This is a genomic window from Blautia massiliensis (ex Durand et al. 2017), assembly GCF_051861785.1.
Classification (GTDB): domain Bacteria; phylum Bacillota; class Clostridia; order Lachnospirales; family Lachnospiraceae; genus Blautia_A; species Blautia_A luti_A.
This window is the reverse complement of sequence record NZ_CP146725.1, coordinates 2,742,141-2,761,659: the sequence shown is the minus strand read 5'-3', so window position 1 is coordinate 2,761,659 and position 19,519 is coordinate 2,742,141. Positions and strand designations below refer to the sequence as shown.

Below are 19,519 nucleotides of genomic sequence, written 5' to 3'. Positions count from 1 at the left end.
CCTCCTTGCCTTATTTCTTCTTTGGAAATTCCAGATGGAACCTTGGCTTTCCGTCCTCCAGTGTCAGTAAAAGGTCTGCGTCAAACTTTATATCTTTTTTTCTGGAATACAGCCCTTTTACATGGGTGCAGGCTTTATCAAGAAGCTCCACTGCCATCTTTTTATCCAGTGTTTTCTCCATGCTTCCTAAGAAACGGTTTTCTTTCCAAAGGGCAAAATCACACTGCCTGTTGGAGCAGTAAAAATTCTGCTTTCCTTCGTAGACATCAGAGCCGCAGACCGGACACTTACCAATCACTTCCCTTGCTTTCTGGAACCTTCTCCTTTCCGTTTCCGGTATTTCCCTGCACACAGAAAGAATCTTACCGACTAAAGAAGTGATCTCACCCATAAACTGTGTATCGGTGATCTGCCCTTTTTCCATCATTAAAAGCTGATTTTCCCATTCGGCAGTCATTGCGGCAGATTTCAGATAAGCCGGCATGACATTCACCAGTTCCCTGCCCTCTGTGCTTGGCAAGATCTGCTTTCCTTTTCTGACTGCATAGCCGGAAGAAACCAGTTTTTCAATGATACCTGCCCTGGTTGCCGGAGTCCCCAGTCCTTTCTTCTCTGTCTCCGAATCAAAGTCTTTATTCCCTGCGGTTTCCATAGCGGCAAGGAGGGTATCTTCATTGAATGGTTTTGGCGGGGAAGTAAAATGCACTGTCTTTTCTGCCTTTGCCGGAGAAAGCGTCATTCCTTCTTCATATCCATATGGAATGGAAGTTTCTTTTTCCGTTTCTTCTTCCGGCTTGGCTTTCACGCACTGGTTCTTAAAGGCATTCCCCGCCGCTTTAAATCCCATCTGCACCGGCACTTTTCCTCTGGCGGTAAAATCATGTCCCTGACATTTGACCGTAATATCCGTCTGCTCATACTGATACTCTTCCCCTGTTGCCTGCACCAGCTGCTGGCAGACCAGCATCATCAGGTTCTTTTTGTCCGCTGTCAGATCAGAGATTCCTTTTTCTACGGCTTCTTTTGTTGGAAGAATCGCATGATGGTCGGATACTTTTGCATTGTTAATCACTCTGGTGATGTTATGTCCCAGCTGTCCATAATCCAAGAACGGAAGTAAAACTGGCATTTTCCCTACCAGTTCCTCTACGGTATCCCTCATATCCTCCGTCACGAACTGGCTGTCCGTTCTTGGATAAGTGACCAGCTTTTCTTCATATAATTCCTGCAGCATATCCAGTGTTTTCTTTGCCGTATAGCCAAAGTAACGGTTTGCTTCCCTTTGCAGACTGGTCAAATCATAAAGTTTGGGAGGAAACGCTTTCTTTTGTTCCCTCTTTACCTGTGTAATCACTGCTTCCGAATCCATACATAAGGAAGCAAGGAGATCGGCTGCTTCCTCATTTGCAATATTTTCAGAAACTACCGTAAGCCTTCCGTCTGTCAGTGCTACTTTATAAAAGGCTTCTTTCTGAAAATGCTCAATCTTATCCTGACGTTCCGCAAGCATGGCAAGCGTTGGCGTCTGCACCCTGCCCACAACCAGACGTTTAAAATAACAGGTCGTATATGCCCTGGTTCCGTTCATTCCGATCAGCCAGTCTGCCTGTGCCCTGCATACCGCAGCCATGCAAATATTCCGGTATTCCTCTGCTCCTTTCATTGTCTGAAAACCTGTCCGGATTGCCGTATCTTCCATGGAACTGATCCATAAACGCTTCACCGGTTTCCTGCATCCGGCAAGGTCATACACTCTCTGGAAGATCAGTTCCCCTTCCCTTCCTGCATCACAGCCATTTACCAGATAGTCCACATCTGCCCGGTTCATCAGGCTTTTTAACACATCAAACTGTTTCTTCTTATCTCTGGAAACTTTCAACTTCCAGACCTGCGGGAGAATCGGAAGGTCATCAAACTGCCATTTTTCATATTTCGGGTCATATTCCTCCGGCTGTGCATACTCTGCCAGATGCCCAAGGCACCAGCTGATAATACAGCTCTCCCCTTCTAAATATCCGTCCTCTTTTTTATAAGCTGACAGATTTTTGGCATAACTCTGTGCCACACTTGGTTTCTCTGCGATCACTAAAAATTTTGACATACGCTTTTCTATCCTTTCTACTGAAAAAGGCAGCCAAACTGCTCTGGCTGCCCCTGTCATTATTTTTGTTGCTTCTTTGGAGATGGAAGTTTATTCTTCTTCCTCATCCTCTTCTTCATTTACATACGGTCCGTCAGAAAACTCCAGCTGTTCGCTTACATAGTCCTCCTCTTTGCCACGTCCATGCTTTTTATAAACGGCGATACCTGCCACTCCAAGAATCACTGCAAGTACGATTGCTCCAAGTCCTTTTACATTCATTCCTGTCTTTTCTTCTTTCTTCACTTCGGTTTCCTCCTCTGCTGCCGGGGTAGTTTCCGGTGTGGTTTCCGGAATCACTACGGTTGATTCTTCGGTTTCTTTGCTCTTTTCTGTCTCATCCAGAAATTCTGCCAGGTCATTCTCATCGACCAGGGACATCATGTACACGTTTTCTGTATTGCTGGAACGGTCAATGACCATATAAAATGTATTTCCCTTCTTGGTCTGGATGGTAAGGAACTGTTTCGTATCATCATTTTCCTTATCATCCACCAGCTGGGCATTTCCCGGAGTAGAAAAAGCAGAATTATCCCCTTCCCCGGTGACCCTTCCGGTATCCTCTTTTTTCTCCGTATCTTCTGTTGATTCTGTTGCCGTTTCTTCTACTACTTGTGTCGTTGTCTCCTCCACCGGTGGGTTTGCATTTGCATAAACCGTAGCAATGGATGTCCCGGAGATCATGGTGACTGCCATGGCAATCATAAGCAGTTTCTTTACCACTTTATTCCTCATCGTCTAAAACCTCTCTTTCTGTCATCTGACCAACAGGTGGTCTGTGAGCTTCTGCGTTGTTTTCCTTTTTCTGCGGAGCTTTTGCATCCTCCACCGTGATACCGCCGTCCTCATCCATCTGGATCGTAACGGTTCCTTTCTGAATCCTGTCAAGCAGGACAAGCAGGCTGCGGCTGTCCAGCTTCATGGAACGGAATGACTTGACAATCTCTATATCTTCCATCTGCTGTCTCAATGTATTCTGCCGTTTCAGGTGTTCCTGCAATTCCGCAATCTTATCCTCTGTTTTCTGAATATCATTCAGAAGTTTTTTTAATTTCATGTTCATCTGCCCTGTCACCTCCTCTAATGCAGACGACCAAACGCCATAAAATGTTCCTGCCAGTAAGCACTTGCAATGCTGGTATACTGGACAGGCTTGCCACAGTGAATCATCATGTTATTGCCGACATAGATTCCCACATGGCTTGCTCCCGCTGTATCATAGGTTCCCTGGAAGAAGATCAGATCTCCCGGTTTTGCCTCCGATGGAGATACCTGCGAACAGTGTGACCGCAGCTCATCGGCAGTACATCTTCCGACATTCCATCCATTTCCACAGTTATTGATAACCCAGCTCACAAAGCCGGAACAGTCAAAACCACTTGGGGAATAACCGCCCCATACATATGGGACACCCAGATATTTTTCTGCTTCCTGTATCATTTTTGCAAACTGTGGATCAGATAAAGCATCTGCCGGTATGTCATAACCAAATCCACTGCTTCCGGTGGGTATGCTGTTTAGATCAAACAGGTAATCACGGTTGCCATAATATTTGTTATACGCATCGTAACGTTCCTGTTCTTCCTCTGTCATACGGCTCCTTAACACGGCATCCAGGCTGTGGTTCGTCATCGTCACATCCAGACGGTTCACTTCTCTTGTGGTCGTGACCTGCACTTCCTGGCTTCCATTACTGTCTGCTATGTAGGCTTCCCATGTCTGGTGTCCATGTGCGGATGCCGCCGCATGATTGTCATAGTAAACATCAAACTGTACCCCATATCTTGCGAACGCTCCGGTATCTTCTACTACATATTCCACACCGTTCATGACTACATGGGTTCCGATCGGCACAAATGGGTTCGCTGCATCCACGGCAATCGTATGATTTGCTGTCGGCATCGCCCCACTGGCTGTCGGCCCGCCACTCCACTGGCCACAGCATATCGGGCAGTTACAGTACCCACTTGTCACAACCTGTCCCAAGGATTCCCCTACCCGGACAGTCTTGGTTTCCGTAACCGTCTCTCTGGTAGAGTCTGTGGTGATCCCATACTGCTGTCGGAAGATCTCCTTAATCTCCTCTGCCACTTCATCGTAAGTGAAGCCGCCGTATTTTACCGTAAGATAAGAGATCAACTGATATGGGTTATGACCGATCTCATCAATCTGGTACCGGTATTCGTCATAATCCGGATGGGTGGATTCCATCTGGTTGATCTGTGTATTCAGTGCTTCTTCCAAGGCACGGTACGCATTTTCAGCGGCATAAATATCTTCATCCGTACTGGAATAACTGGTAGAAATGATTGCCGAGGAAGCTCCCTGCAAAGATGCTGTACAGCTGGTAAAGCTGGCTGCGATCAGTACAAAGATCAAGGCAAAGACAGCTACCGTGGCAAAAATCCCCCGGTTCTGTGCTGCCACCATCTTGACCGCGTCTTTCGCTTTTTCCGTAAACTTCTGTGCGGAAGTGATCGCTGCATCCTTTACTTTTTTACTCTGTCTGGCTGCCTGATACTGCTTCTGGTAACGCTTCTTCTGAAAGAGTTTCTGCAGGGCAGATTTCTTTTTCTTCTCTGCTTCTCTTTTCACTGCGTCCTTCGCTTCATTTCCATAGGCAGTCTCAAATACCAGCCGGCTCCTTTCTGCTTCATCCAGAACGCTTTCTTTTAATCTCCGGGATTCTTCTCTCCGCCCTTTCAGCCGTTCCCGCATATAGATGGATTTCCTTGCAAGGCTTTCCCCGGCAAGCTCTGCCCGGTGTGCCCCTTCCACTGCCGCATTTTCATCCTCTTCTTCGTGCGTTTTCCAGTGTGCTGCCGTAACTGCCGCATCTTTGACTGCCGATGCCGGATTCCGGATACCAATCCCGGCACCATGTACCATGCCGTCATCCTCATCACCAAAAGACAAGCGGGAAACTTTTTTCCGCTGTTCCTTCAGCACCCGTTCCCTTTTGGACTTGCCTTTGATCTCCTCGTGGAACTCATCCAGGGAATCTTCCATCACTTCGGAAGTTTCCCGGTAACGGGCAGATTCTCTCTTGGCTGCTTTTTCTTCTCTGGAAGTCTCCTTTTCCTTCCTTCTTTCCTTTGCAGCATAATCCCTGACCATCTTTTTCTTCCGAAGATCCCGGCTGTCTGCAACTGTCTCCAGATATGCCCGTTCCCCTCTTGGCTGTCCACGGATACTCTCTGTACGAAAGGCAGATTTGGGGTTCTCGCTGCTATCGTCTGTAAGCCCCTCTTCTACATCCACATCAGTTGCTATATCTTGTTCATCATCCAATATATCTGCATGTTCCCTACTATATCTGGGTTTTCTGGAACTCTGCTCCGGCTGCTCCATTTCCCGTTCTTCTTTCAGCCGTTCCTGTCTGCGTTTACTGAAATCCAGTTCTTCTTTCTTTTCACTGCGGGAAATCTCGGTATCTGTATCCCGTCCGGTGATCCTTTTTTCTTCCTTGTTCCGGAGGTTTTCTTCTCGCAGACCATCCCGGCTCATCTTCTGGACGGTTTTATCTCTCGCCTTATACTCATGCTCCTGCAACTTTGACCATCCCCTTTACTGCTTTGTCCCAGTTACTCTGTCTTATCCTGATAGTCCTCCCATTTCTCCAACACTTCATCTGCCATCCCTGCAATTGAATCCGTCAGCTTGTCTGTCATTCGCTCACTTAAAGTTCCCCTTACAGCCAGACAAGATGTAATTCCCATGAAATCAATCAGTTCCGCCAGATAAATAAGATCATCCATCATTTCATCAGCCGTTACTTTTTCCTTTGTGTCCTTTTCCATTTTCAAAATCTCCTTTTCATTGTCTGCACAGATTCTTTCTGCAAATATGCAGCAAGGTTCACCGCTGCATCTCTCCATGTTTCTGTAATCTTCCATCTTGTAATCCTCCATGATTTCCGGGCAGAAAAATTGCCGGAAGTATTCCTCCGGCTCATCCTCTACTCTGTTTTATTTTGTTTCGTTTATTTCTTTAATCGTCCCGTTCCCCGATACCAAGTTTCTTACGCTTTTCCACCTCATCCGGCTTAGAAGTCATCAGGGCATACAGCATCAGGGAATTATCAAACTTATCCTTGAACGGGATAATGGTACTGCCATAAAAGACCAGTCCCTCACCTTCCCCGCTGTTCGTTACATAAGAAAGCTGGTGTGGGGAAATGTTGAGCTGCCTTGCAAGGATCTGTCTGTCACCAGATGCCTGATTGAGCATCAGAATAAAGTCAGAGTTTTCAAAGATGTTCTCAATCTCCCGGCTGGCTAACAGGTCTTTTACATTCTGTGTGATACCCGTAGGGATACCACCCCATTTACGGAATCGCTTCCAGATCTCCACACTGTATGCTGCCGTCTGCTCCTCTTTTAAAAGCAGATGGAACTCATCAATATAATATCTGGTACTCTTATTTGCAGAACGGTTGATTGTTACCCTGTTCCACACCTGGTCCTGTACGATCAGCATCCCCAGTTTTTTCAGCTGTTTTCCCAGATCCTTAATGTCAAAACATACGATACGGTTACTCAGTTCCACGTTGGTTCTATGGTTAAACACTTTTAAGGAACCATTGACGTAGATCTCAAGTGCCGTTGCCAGACGCTGTGCTTCCTGCTCTTTCTGACTACGGAGAAGATTATATAAATCCTCTAAAATAGGCATTTTTTCCGGTACCGGGTCAGAAAGGAAATCCTGATAGACCAGCCTTACGCATCGGTCGATGACGGTCTTTTCAACCGGCTCCAGTCCATTCTTTCCGCCAACTACCAGCTCACAAAGGGACAGGATGAAGTCCGATTTTAAGGAAAGCGGGTCATCATCGTCAGCGTAATCCAGGTTAATATCCATCGGATTGATATAATCGTGGCTGGTCGGGGAAATACGGATCACCTGTCCATGAAATGCCCGGACTAACGGATAATATTCACCTTCCGGGTCACAGACGATAATGTCATCTTTCGTCACGATAAATGCGTTTGCAATCTCTCGTTTTGCCGCAAACGACTTACCGGAACCCGGTGTACCAAGAATCAGCCCGTTCGGGTTCTTCAATTTCTTCCTGTCTGCCATGATAAGGTTATTAGACAGGGCATTTAATCCATAATAAATAGATTCCCCAGCCATAAATAATTCCTGTGTGGTAAACGGGACAAAGATTGCCGTGGATGTCGTTGTCAGTGCCCGCTTGATCGGTACAAAATTCATCGCAAGCGGCAAACAGCTCATCAGTCCCGGCTCCTGCTGGTAATCCAGCCGTTTCAATGCACAGTTATATTTCTGTGCGATACCGGCAGTCTGGAACACCACATTTTCCAGTTCCTGTTTGGTCGGTGCAGTATTTAAGAACAATGCTGTCACAAGGAACATTCTCTCATTTCTGGACTGCAGATCTTCCAGAAGCCTTTTTGCCTCCCCACCGTATGTATTTAAGTCCGAAGGGATAATATCCATGTCATAGCCTGCCCGGACCGCTTTTTTCTGTTCCTCAATCTTCATACGGTTAATATCCGTCACCTTGCTTTTTACCAGTTTGATCGCCTTCATCTGGTCGATAGACTGGATATGGAAATTCACCATCAGGTTGCTGTCCATCTCCAGAAACTCTGCCAGCATCTTGTCGGTAAGTTCCGGTGCCAGGATCTGTAAATAGGAAACAGCTCCCATCGTACCTCCCATCTCAAAATCTTTTCCATTTTTAAAAACAAAACTGGTCGGTGCGACATAATCCTTGGTGCTAAGCCCTGTCCGAAGTACATCGTCATAAGAGAAATGGAACGGAACTTTGCTGTCCTGGTTAAAGGTTTCATACATGATCTGTAACCGTTCCTCCCCATTCAGCGGATAGGCAGATACCCCAAGAATCTTAAAGTTATTCAGAATATCCGACTCGATACGTTCCAGTTTTGGTCGTGCTTCCCGGATATTCTCCGCTTCAATCCCGAATGTGATATATTTGGTACGCATCAGCCCGTTGTTTCCTTTTGCCAGCTGGTTATTGAGCATTTGGGCAAACTCCATACGCAGGTCATCAAATTCATCCTCCTGCGGATTGATATGGATGACCTTCTCATACTCTGCCATGTTGCTGTGCTGGTTGATAAAGGACAGTTGAAAATGAATCGTGCTGTCAAAGTAATTCAGGAAATCACACCAGTTTTCAAAGATGGTGTTCTTATCTTCATTCTGTGCCAGCTGATAGTTGATGTCATAAAAACGGATCGTCTTGGAATAAAACTTGTCCTGCACCCGGCAGATACCATCCCTTCCCATCTCATGGTATGGAATCGACTGCTGTGCAGTAATCCTCTTATCTCTGGCACTATCCGGTGTTTTCTTTCCTGTCCCGCTGCTTCTCGTTCCGGAAACCGCTTTTCCTGCCGGACGCTGCCCCGGCGGTGCTACGGCAGGTCTGCTCTTTTTCTTTTTTGCGTTTTTCTTTGCGTCACGCACTGCCTGCTTTTCTGCCCTGGCTGCCAGCTTTGCTTCCCTTTTTGCATTTTTCTTATCCGCTTTTTCATGTTCCTTATGCAGTTTTTCTTCATATTTCTGTGCCCTTTTGAGGGCTTTCTTTTCCCTGCGTGTCAGTTTCCGGTTCGGTCTGCGGACACCTCTTTGGCGTTCCAGTGCTTCATATCCTGTCACCATCGGCTCATCGTGCAGCCTGCCGCTTACTGGTTTTCTTTTCATTTCGGGGACTGGAAGTTCTTCTCCATCCTCCTCATCCAGCCAGTAATCATCCGGATACAATTCTTCCATGCTCTGCGGCTGTCTATCGTTTTTTCTTTTTAACACCCTTCGTTCCCCCTTTCTTCTTTCTGACCACGGTATATTTTTTCTCATACATATTTTCCATCTGGTACTTGCGTACCGGAGGACGGATAAATTTTACGGTGATCATATTTTTTAAGACCTTTTCTAACGGAAGTCCATCTTTCTCATACATGGCAAATAAAAATGCCGGAAGCATCAGAAGGCACATCCCGGTCGCTGCGTTACTGGAACCAATGATTCCCCTGCTTAAGAAATAAAACGGAAGCCCTACTGCCGCCGCAATCCCAAAACAGATCAGCTGCCGTTTCGTCAGGTTGAAAATGATCTTATTCTTGACCTTGGTTAAGTCTTTAGGCACAGATACAAATGCCATTGCCAGTTCCTCCTTTCTTAATGGGCGTTAAAGATACTGCGGGCAAAGTTTCCTGTTTTCATCAGACTGAAACACAGGATCACCGTGTATGCCATCACGCCGAACAATGCAGAATGTATGTTATCTGACATCTGGATGTTTGCAACCAGGACCGCATAGATTCCCACGCAGACCATCATAAAAAATCCCTGGAATGCCAGTGCAAACAATCCACGAAGATAGTTGTTCCCAATCTGCCCCCATTCCCGGTTGGACATGGTTGCAAACGGGATCGCTCCAACGGACGAATAGAGATAAATTTCAATCATACGTCCATACAAAATCACTGTAATAAAGACTGAGATAATCTTCATACACAGGCTTACAAGCATCGTTTCCAGTGCCAGTATGACAAGTTCACCAATCTCCATAGATTCCATCGCTGTCTCCATTGTGGAAATCATCGTATCTATATTGATCGCTGTATCAGAACTGATAACCCCAGCTGCCCGGCTGACTACGGACTGCCCGACATCAAATACCGCCATCGTAATCGTAAAGGTATGGCTGACAATCCAGACTGCCACCCACATCTTGAAAAAGTATTTAAAGAACATCCAGGTGTCGATGTCATGCATGTTGTTCTTTTCCGTCAACATGGAGATCAGCTCATAACAAAGTACAAATGTGATAATCATACCGGCAATCGGTACAATGACCGACTCGGAAAGATTCTGTATCATGCTGTAAATGCTGCCATTCCAGCCCTGCGGTGTCTGCCCAACCTGAGCAGCAATCTGACCGGTCTTTTCATTGACGTCGGTATACATTGTTGTCAGGTTGGAACTTACCATGCCTGTCAGAAGATTCCTCATCCATTCTTCAATCGCTTCAAATATCCGATCCATGAGTCATCTCCCTCCTGCTTCTCTCAGCTGAACAATCCGGACAGTAACGGTACCAGCTGGGTGCCGATCAGAACGACACCACCTCCTGCCATCAGCTGCTTGATTCCCTGGGACTTTGCACCTGGGTTATCGTTTCCATATCCTTCCAACAGGTTAATAACACCCCATACTGCAAGTCCGGCTCCGATTGCCACCACAAGTGTCTGTAAAATATTGATTGCCTGATTAAAAAACGCCATATTCGTTGTCTCCTTTCAAATCTCTGTATTTCTCTGGTTTCTATCTTTAAGAAGTCTTTTCCGGCTCTGCCCTTACGGGCGGCCTTTCATGATCTCTCAAATCCATCACCTCCCAAAAGGGCAAAGAAAAAGAGCTATGTGTCCGAATCTTTCACATGCTCTGCTTCCTTGTTTTCTGTATTTAATTCTTCTGCCAGACTCTCTTCCGAAAACTCATACAGGTCAAATTCCTGTGTCCTCGTCAGTTTCACTTCCATCCGATGCCGCATATACGCTTCCACATCAAACTCATTTTTCTTATCGTAGTCTGACAGCTCCTTATACCGTTTGTGTTTGGTAATATCGAACTTGTCACTGAAAAATGGTCTTACACCTCGAAGCTGCAAGATACATTTGCTGCCATCCATGACCGCAAGTTCGTCCCGGCTCATCAATTCCTTTCCTGTTTTCTGATAGTTCATCCCGTAAGAACGGCTCTGTCCACGGGTGTCCGAAGTGTTATATAAATCAATCGTTTCTTTTCCCAGCGTCTCGGAAATCTCCTTTAGAGTCGAACTTTCCTTACCGCCAAGGAATAACATCGTGTCGCAGTTTCCCAGGATTGTCTCAGCTGCATCTTTGTAGATTGTCTTTAACTGGGACTGCGACTGGAGGATAATGGATGCAGAGATTTCACGGCTACGAATGGTGGCGATCAGCTTGTCAAACTTTGGAATCTGGCCGATATTTGCGAACTCGTCAGCTAAGATTCTGACGTGATATGGCAATCTGCCATGGTGTACATCGTCTGCCCTGTCACATAACAGGTTGAATAACTGGCTGTACATCATCGCCACAACAAAGTTAAAGGTATCATCCGTATCAGAAATGATAATAAACAGTGCTGTCCTCTGGTCACCTACCATATCCAGTTCCATCTCATCATAGCTCATGATCTCACGAAGCTCTGCAATGTCAAACGGTGCAAGCCTTGCACCACAGGAAATCAAAATACTCTTTGCTGTCTTTCCTGCCGCCAGCTTATATTTTTTATACTGACGCACTGCAAAATGCTCCGGTTCTTCCTTTTCCAGTTCCTCAAACAGCATATCTACTGCATTTTTAAATGTCTCATCATCTTCCCTTGTTTCCGAAGCATTGATAAACTCAAGCAGGGTCGCAAAGTTCTGTTCTTCTTCCGGTGCTTCATACCAGATATAGCCAATCAGGGCACAGTACAGAAGTCTCTCTGCTTTCGTCCAGAAATCCTCACTGGACTTCTCGCCTTCCCCTTTCGTGTTCACCATGATCGTATTTACCAGTTTCAAAATATCCTTTTCCGAATGGATATAGTGGAAGGGGTTATAGTGCATACTCTTGGAAAAATTAATCGTATTCAATACTTTCACTTTATATCCATGCCGTACCAGCATCTTTCCGCACTCAATGATGATCGTCCCTTTCGGGTCTGTGACCACATAACTGATGTATTTTCCCATCTGCATCAAATTGGGTTTTACATAAAAACGTGTCTTTCCTGAGCCAGATCCGCCAATCACGATCACGTTCTTGTTCCTCGCAAATTTCGGATTCTTTGGTCTGCCATTCATGGTCAGCCGTTCCGTCATGGTCAGCAGGATATTATTCTCAAATACCGGGGCGATAAAGGGTGCAATGTCTTTTGCCGTCCCCCACCTTGCCGAACCATACTCCACTCCCTGCCGAAACTTTTTGGCATTTTTTCCTTTCATGTAGACCATGAGCTTCACTGCCACGGCTCCAGTAATCCCAACCAGCAATTCATTTTTATGCATACTTGGGAGAATCCTGCTAAATGCCATCTGGAAATTTAAGATCAGCACCATCAGTCTTTCTATCATGGAATCACCTACACAGTATTGGTATAACCATGCCAGCTTATTTCCAACATAAAAGATCACGATATACGGAAGATTCATCAGAACAATCCGAAGCAGCTTATGTACATCCACCGGCGGTAATCTCTCCAGGTATCCTTTTCCTACACCAAGCAACTTCTGTAATCTGCTCATAATGACGGCTCCTTCTCCTTTCCTTTTGTTTTCTCCAGCTCTCTGTGCTTTGCAAGCGATTTGGTGATCGCCTGCTGTAACTTCTTCCTCACGGATGGTTTTTTGTCCTTATTCAGAGACTTGCCCGTGTATTCCTTAAAAGCGGCAGTCATCACATCGGCATCCCTTGCCTTAAAGAACACATAGTATCTTGGCGGGTCCGCAGTCACATCTTTTTTCAGGCTGAAATCAATGCTGTACTTTTTTGCTACCCGTTCAAAAGACTTGATGTTTCCATCTGTGATCTCAATGTTGGACAGCTGTACATTCTGCTTCATCAGCTTATCAAGGCTCTGTTTTCCCTTGTAGGTCTTATCCTCCTTTTCCTTCTGGGGCTGTTTCTGGTTTGTTTTCTGTCCCTGCTGTTTTTTCTCCTGCTCCATCTTTGCAAGAGCCTTTACCATGGCAGCTTTCAGCAGATTGGCAGTGACCTTGCCACAGCGGATACAAAGTGAGACTGTTTTCTCATTCACTTCATCCTGCAATCACACCACGCCCTTTCTTCTCTCACTGCTGTCTTGTCCTCATTTATCACATTGCTGCTCCTTTCCTCTCTTTTCTGCCAGTTTCATATATTCTTTTTCTGATTCCGCCCCCACTTTGATACAGCACCAAAGGACAAATCCATATACCAGAAATACTGCAGCTGCAGCAACGATCAATACTGTTTTTGTCATCTTCTTTTTTCCCTTCACTTCTCTTGAAATTTTATAAGAGGGCATCTATGAATCCTGTGTCCATAAATGCCCTCATCCATTACCAAGAAATCCTATGATCTCTTATTTTTTCTTTTTGCGAAGAATCACTGTGCCACCAAGACCAGCCATTCCAGCCCCTGCAAGCAGAATCCAGAACAGAATCGGCGTATTATCTCCTGTCTTTGGTGCAGTCGATTTCTTTGTTTCTTCTGTGGTTTTCGTCTCCGGTGTTGGTGTGGTTTCTGGTGTTTCCGTCGGTGTCTCTGTTGGAGTTTCCTCCGGTTTCGCCTCATCCTTCATCACAACCTTCTGGATTTCTCCAGTATCTTTGACCGTAAACTTTACATCCTCTGCAACCAGATAACCGTCCGGTGCAGTTTCTTCACGGAGGGTATATTCCCCGATTGGAAGCATCTTAATGTAGTGTGGCTTTTCTTCAGATGTCCAGCTTTCCACGGTCTTTCCATCTTTATCAAGGATCGTCAGTTTCGCTCCTGGCAGCTCCTTACCAGAAATATCGGTCTTAGAAATCTGCACTTTTGTCACATCATCCTTCATTTCCACTTTCTGTACTTCACTGGTATCTTCCACCGTAAACGTGATGCTCTCTGCTGTCACATAACCGTCCGCAGGAAGTGTTTCTGTCATGGTATACTTCTTGCCAGCGGTCAGTTCTTTGATGATATGTGGTTCTTTATCGGAAGTCCATTCATCCACAGTTTTTCCACTCTCATCTGTGACTTTCAGTTTTGCTCCTTCAATCTCCTTTCCGTCTGTCAGAGATGTTTTGGTAAACTCTACGGTTGTCGGCTCATCTTCAAAAGTAAACGCATAAGACAGTGTTTCCTTATCTGCCCCACCATATTCAAAAGTAAATTCCTGTACCTGATCTGTTGTCGCAAATCCTGGTGCCGGGGAAGTTTCTTTCACATAGTAGGTATAGCCAAGTGGCAGATCTGCCGTAAAGGTCAATTTTCCTTCCTTATCCGTAGCCTGCTCCTCAATAACCGTATCCGCTTTCAGAATCACATCGCCTTTTGCATTGACAATATCTTCTTTATTGCACAGGGCAAATACAGCCCCTTCCAGCACACGGTCGGAATCTTTTTCTTTCTTTAACACGTTTACTTCTGCCCTCTGGCGTTTGTTCTGCCAGTCAGCGGAATAAGTAACAACTGCGGTATTCTGGTCACGATAAGTCAGATCCACTTCACGGGTTTCTCCATCCAGGACATATCCACTTGCTGTCTCTTTCTCTTTGACATAGTATTTGCCAAGAGGAAGGTCTGTCAGTTTTGCCATGCCTGTTTCATCCGTCGTGATCGTTGCTACCAGTGCATCTTTCTTGTAGTAATCTTCACTCTCACCATCCGCTGCTTTTATATCTTCTAAGGCATAAACCTCAAAAGTAACATCTTTCAGGGAACCGGAAAGATATTCAAACAGATGCTTCATCCATCCGCCAATGGAATCCAGTGCAGATACTTTCTTCAGGAACTCACCTTTTTTATTAATGATAAGTGTTCCAGTTGGCACTGCATCTTTCATCTCTACCTTCTGGATCTCGGCAGTATCATCCACAGTAAAAGAAACTTCTTCCGCCATCAGATAGCCATAAGGAGCCATTTCTTCACGAAGGGTATACGTCTCCCCGGCTGTGAGTCTTTCAATCAGATGTTCCTCACCCTTTACAGACTTCCATGTATCTACCACATTTCCATCCTTATCAAGCACCGTAAGCGTCGCCCCGGAAAGCTCCACGCCTGTCGTAATATCGGACTTCGTAAAGGTTACTTTTGTCGGCTGGTTCTTAAATACAGATTCCAGCTCTACTACTTTCACATCCTGTCCCTGATATTTGGCAGTCACTTCCAAAGTCTCAAAAGAAGAGACATACCCTGCCGGAGCTGCAAGTTCTTTGATATAGTAAGTACTAAATGGAAGGTCAACGTCAAATACTGCCTTTCCATCTTCTCCACTGACTGCTTTTCCAAGTAAGGTATCTGCCTTCACAATCACTTCTTGATGTGCCAGAATATCTTCTTTTGCATAGATACCAAACTCTGCACCTGCCACAACCGTTTCTGTCTCTGCATCCTGTTTTACTACGGACACTTCCACTTTCTGGCGGTCATTCTCAAAGGTTGCTGTCTGCTCGATGACTGGTGTTTTCTGGTCTTTGTATTCAAATGTTACTGTCTGTACTTCTTCATTTAACACAAATCCCTCTGGTGCAGTTTTTTCAACAATCTTATAGGTTCCAAGTGGAAGGTCGGTGATCTGTGCCTTTCCATCCTTATCCGTGGTAACAGTTCCTACCAGTTCCCCGGAAGCATACTCCAGGATACGATTTCCGTTATCATCTTTCTGGAAGTCTGCTGTATAAATATCTTCGGCAGCATATACCTCAAAAACTGCTCCCTCCAGTGTTTCCTTCTGATAAGTAAAATCATCTTTGTAACTATTTAAGACCTCACCCTGTTTTACGATGTTCAGTTCTCCCTTAACCGGATGGTTCTCGTATGCAATCTCGATGATCACATCGCCGGAAGTTCCGTCCATCTGATATGCTGTATTGGAATCTACGTCCACTTCATAGTAATTCTCATTGAGTGTATATCCATAAGGTGCGTTCACTTCCTCAATACGGTAATGTCCGATCTTCAGATTCTGTGGAAGAATTAAGTATCCCTGCTCATCTGTAAAATAAGATTTATGTTTTACTGTCGTCGGATAGGTTGTTACCTGTTCCACATACTTTTCTGTATCCAGGTTAAAAATCTTAAACTCTGTATTCTTCTGAAGGACTGCTTTCTTTGTCTCATCGTCCTGTTTGATGATCTTCAGCTTCGCTTCAAATTCTTTGTCAAGCAGCACTCTCCATACCTGCGGTGTAGTCGGATGATTTTCCGTAATCTGTACGATGAAATCATTGACTGGAGTATAATTATGTGGTGTGGTTGTTTCACGGACGATGTAGCTTCCATAAGGAATCGCAATACTGCGGGCATACCCTTTCTCATCCGTAAAGATCTCTGTTGCACCATTTTCTCCGATCACTACCGGCTTGGCAGAATCAAAGTCATAGCTACCATCTTCTTTTACTGTCAGGGATGATACCAGATAAGCGGTAAATCCTGCACCTTTCAGTAAATCGGCATCTGTCTTTCCGTTGTTCGCTGCCTTGATAATCTCAAATGGCTGCTTCATCACCTGTTCCAGAGACAGACAGTCACGATTCACTTCCGCTACAAGATCACCCTCGTAGTTGCAGACCAGATCATGTTCTTCTTCATCTGCCAGGTAACCCGTTGGCGGAGTAATCTCTTTTACATAGTATTTACCAAGGTATAATCCATCTACGGAAGCCTGTCCATTCTTATCTGTTGTAAGAGTGGCAATCTGCTCGCCCGCTTTGTAGATCACACCAGTTGCTCCATCCGGATGAACAATATCCTCACGGGCATACAGTCCATAGACTGCCTTTTCTAAAGTAGCATCTCCCTGTGGAACTGCCTTCTTTGTTTCTTTGTCCTGTTTTTGTAAGGAAATTTTCGCTGTCACACGCTCATTTTTGAAGGTATGCTTAAATGTCAGTTTCGCTTCCTTATCGTTTGTATAAGAAAAAGCAAATGTATACACATCATCCGCATTTCTCAGATAGCCTTCTGGAGCCTGTACTTCCTTTACATCATAATAAAATCCCAGCGGCAAGTCTGCGGTGAACTTCGCCGTTCCATCATTGCCAGTTGTTACTTTCTCAATCAGAGTGCCTTTCTTTACAACAACCGTTCCATCTGCATTTGTAATATCACTGGCTGCATAAAGTCCAAAAATACCTCCGTCCAGAGGATTTTCTGTGTCCTTATCTTGCTTTGTTACAACTACTTCTGCTTTCTGTCTGTCGTTCGTAAAGGTTGTCTCAGAAAAGACAACATCCACATTCTGTCCTGCATAGGAAAGGGTAACAGACTTTTCTTCTCTGGCATTATAGAACCCTGTCGGAGCCTGTTTTTCTTTTACAATATATGTACCAAGATGCAGGTTTTTCAGAATGACTGCCCCATTGGAATCTGTTGTCAGATTTTCTTTGACCAGATCACCCTTGCTGTAAACCTTTGCACCATAAGCAGTTTTAATATCTGCCCCGGCATACACATCATAAATCGCACTTTTCTGTCTGCGTTTCTCATACTTAAATGTTGTTCCATTCTCGGTGACATCCGCACCCGTCAAAACCTGACCTTCTTTATAAACAGTCAGCTGTCCCATCTGTTCCTCATCCGGAACAGTTACAGTTGTTGTTTTGCTGACTTCCAGTTTTACATTGTAAGCAGTTGCATTGATACGGTATCCTGTCGGAGCTGTAATCTCTTTCAGATATATGGTATCCTGTGTCTTAATGATCTGTACTGACGCTTCCCCATTCGCATCGGTTGCCGGTAACTTTGTGATCAGTTTTGTACAGTTTGCATCACTGTATAAACCAAACACGGCACCTGCCAGCTTTGCGTCTGCTTTTGCATCTTTTTTAATCACCTTAACACTTGCGTACTGTACCCATGTTACTTTGAAGTCCACATATTTTTCATCATCGACACCTTCACCAAATACCAGTGCCAGGTCCTGTGAACCGGAGCCGGTACTGATCTTATACGCAGAATAATCTTTTGTTACACTGCCCTTCATCGTTGCAGACCAGCTTCCTGCGACATCCTGTACCTGTGTAAGAGGTGCAGATAAGTAAAACTTGGTTCCACCACTGATTTCTACTGCTTCACCAGCCTTGCTTGTCTTTCCGGTTGTCACGTTATGGAGTTTCACACCACTTGGGAGTTTCATTGTGATACTCTGAAGTTCATCTGCTTTAAAGGTGATCTCCTTTGTTCTCTGGCTGTTGCCATCTACATAGGCCGTCACATCTGCATCTGAAAAAGACATTGCCACATCCGGAATATCTGGCTGAGAAATACAATAATTATAAAGTTTTTTCGCAAGATTCTGTGCAGTAGTGTTTGCACCAGAAAAAGCATCTGAACTGCCATTCGCATACGACGCAGCAAGATGTACCAGAATAAATCTGGCTCCTGCACTCAGATTTCCATAGCCATTTTCTTCTGTAAAAAATCCATCATCGCCAGAAGCCTTTGTGCCATAGTAGCATACTTTAGCCAGTGCTTTACCATCCCCAACCTTATTGATTGTATATGTTCCTGTGCCAGGTCCCGGTTTAGACGGCTGTACACAATAAGCTGTGGCGGACACATTACCGAATTTTACGGTATACTGATAAGTCAGATAAGTTCCATAACCATAATCCGCATATCGGTATTCGGCACCTCTTGTCACTGAAACCTGTTGTGAACTTCTTGCATTTCCTGTTGCCGCCATAAATGTTACTGTTTCGCCCGGCTCCATCTCATACAAGTCAATTCCTTCATTTTCTGCCTGATCCATTACTTCTGAAACAGTCAGACCAGATTCTTCATCTGTTGTTACTTCCTGTCCATCTGTAAGATTAGTTACAATTTCTTTTGACCCGTCCGAATCAGCATCTTCATCCGCATTACCGGAATCTTCTGTTTCACCGGCATTTCCTTCACCAGCTGTATTTTCAGAAGAACTCTTTGCCTGTGCTTCTGTTTCCGGCTCTTTTACCGTAATGTTTCTGCTTACTCTGTAAGCTGGGTGACCGCTGACTGGCTCTACTGCATAGACAGCTTTGTAGGTATCCGGTGTATGTGCGTCAAAATCTGTACCGGCTTCACTCTTTGCTTCATGGAATAAAACTTTCACCTTTTTTTCATTCACGCCCTCTATACCGGACAGATCAACTTCCACCTCAAATTCTTCTCCATAGGGAATCTCAATATCCTTTGCTTCCACAATTTCGTCTTTGTCAAGAGTATCCTGCACATCCTGCAGTTCCGGATATTGCTGTTCAAATGAAGTTGGCTCTGGTTCTAATTCAGAAGCAGAAATCGTGACTGGTTGAACGATAACAGACGCCAAAGTTGCAACTGCCATAAATCCCGACAAGAATCTTTTAAATCGCATTTTCATTTTGACTGAATCCTCTCTTTCTTCGATAATTTACTCCACTTTCGTTCAGGCTTACACCTGCATGAATGAATCATAGAAACCACCTCCCTTGTTTCTTGGATTGACTTTTAAATAAAAACAGGATTGAGCTATTAAGCCGCAAGAGGTAATTCGTAATCATTCCTGCCAAGGGTGCCTCTCATCCATTGCCCTTCACGTTATCACCGAATGCCCGCCGCCAGATGCGTAGCTGGGAAATTCAGGTATCCTCTTGCTGCTGATATGAAA

The 19,519-nt window shown here is 45.0% G+C and carries 13 protein-coding genes; all 13 read right to left on the bottom strand.

Features of this window, described 5'->3' with window-relative positions; translation table 11 throughout:
* Window positions 1–10: 10 nt before the first annotated feature.
* On the bottom strand, window positions 11–2,101 hold the full coding sequence (locus V9W66_RS13015; protein ID WP_144095591.1) for a DNA topoisomerase 3: 2,091 nt from the start codon (window positions 2,099–2,101) through the stop codon (window positions 11–13).
* Between the two features lie 90 nt (window positions 2,102–2,191).
* The gene (locus tag V9W66_RS13010; protein ID WP_144095592.1) at window positions 2,192–2,875 is read right to left on the bottom strand and encodes a CD1107 family mobile element protein; all 684 of its coding nucleotides are present in this window, start codon (window positions 2,873–2,875) and stop codon (window positions 2,192–2,194) included.
* On the bottom strand, window positions 2,865–3,203 hold the full coding sequence (locus V9W66_RS13005; RefSeq protein WP_144095593.1) for a DUF4315 family protein: 339 nt from the start codon (window positions 3,201–3,203) through the stop codon (window positions 2,865–2,867). The genes V9W66_RS13010 and V9W66_RS13005 overlap by 11 nt, the downstream gene beginning before the upstream one ends.
* Before the next feature lie 17 nt (window positions 3,204–3,220).
* Window positions 3,221–5,692: a C40 family peptidase gene (locus V9W66_RS13000; protein ID WP_144095594.1), complete on the bottom strand. Its 2,472-nt coding sequence runs from the start codon at window positions 5,690–5,692 to the stop codon at window positions 3,221–3,223.
* A 32-nt stretch (window positions 5,693–5,724) separates the two neighbouring features.
* Window positions 5,725–6,036 carry a hypothetical protein gene (locus tag V9W66_RS12995; RefSeq protein WP_005338478.1) on the bottom strand — a complete coding sequence of 104 codons (312 nt, stop codon included), beginning with the start codon at window positions 6,034–6,036 and terminating at the stop codon, window positions 5,725–5,727.
* A 94-nt stretch (window positions 6,037–6,130) separates the two neighbouring features.
* A complete protein-coding gene (locus tag V9W66_RS12990) occupies window positions 6,131–8,944 on the bottom strand; it encodes a VirB4-like conjugal transfer ATPase, CD1110 family (protein WP_144100438.1) in 2,814 nt (937 codons plus the stop codon).
* Entirely contained in the window at window positions 8,922–9,296 is a 375-nt protein-coding gene (locus tag V9W66_RS12985; protein ID WP_005338480.1) for a PrgI family protein, read from the bottom strand. Before V9W66_RS12985 ends, V9W66_RS12990 begins: the two co-directional genes overlap by 23 nt.
* 17 nt (window positions 9,297–9,313) lie before the next feature.
* Window positions 9,314–10,183: a VirB6/TrbL-like conjugal transfer protein, CD1112 family gene (locus V9W66_RS12980; RefSeq protein ID WP_004612759.1), complete on the bottom strand. Its 870-nt coding sequence runs from the start codon at window positions 10,181–10,183 to the stop codon at window positions 9,314–9,316.
* A gap of 23 nt (window positions 10,184–10,206) precedes the next feature.
* Entirely contained in the window at window positions 10,207–10,422 is a 216-nt protein-coding gene (locus V9W66_RS12975) for a Maff2 family mobile element protein (RefSeq protein ID WP_005338487.1), read from the bottom strand.
* 134 nt (window positions 10,423–10,556) lie between these two features.
* Window positions 10,557–12,452: a VirD4-like conjugal transfer protein, CD1115 family gene (locus tag V9W66_RS12970; RefSeq protein WP_186279132.1), complete on the bottom strand. Its 1,896-nt coding sequence runs from the start codon at window positions 12,450–12,452 to the stop codon at window positions 10,557–10,559.
* Complete coding sequence (locus tag V9W66_RS12965; RefSeq protein ID WP_004612793.1) at window positions 12,449–12,976, bottom strand: PcfB family protein; 528 nt, start codon at window positions 12,974–12,976, stop codon at window positions 12,449–12,451. The genes V9W66_RS12970 and V9W66_RS12965 overlap by 4 nt, the downstream gene beginning before the upstream one ends.
* Window positions 12,977–13,015: 39 nt before the next feature.
* The gene (locus V9W66_RS12960; RefSeq protein WP_004612794.1) at window positions 13,016–13,168 is read right to left on the bottom strand and encodes a hypothetical protein; all 153 of its coding nucleotides are present in this window, start codon (window positions 13,166–13,168) and stop codon (window positions 13,016–13,018) included.
* Between the two features lie 102 nt (window positions 13,169–13,270).
* Window positions 13,271–19,252, bottom strand: coding sequence for a SpaA isopeptide-forming pilin-related protein (locus tag V9W66_RS12955; protein ID WP_144093337.1), 5,982 nt, complete (start codon window positions 19,250–19,252; stop codon window positions 13,271–13,273).
* Window positions 19,253–19,519: the final 267 nt, after the last annotated feature.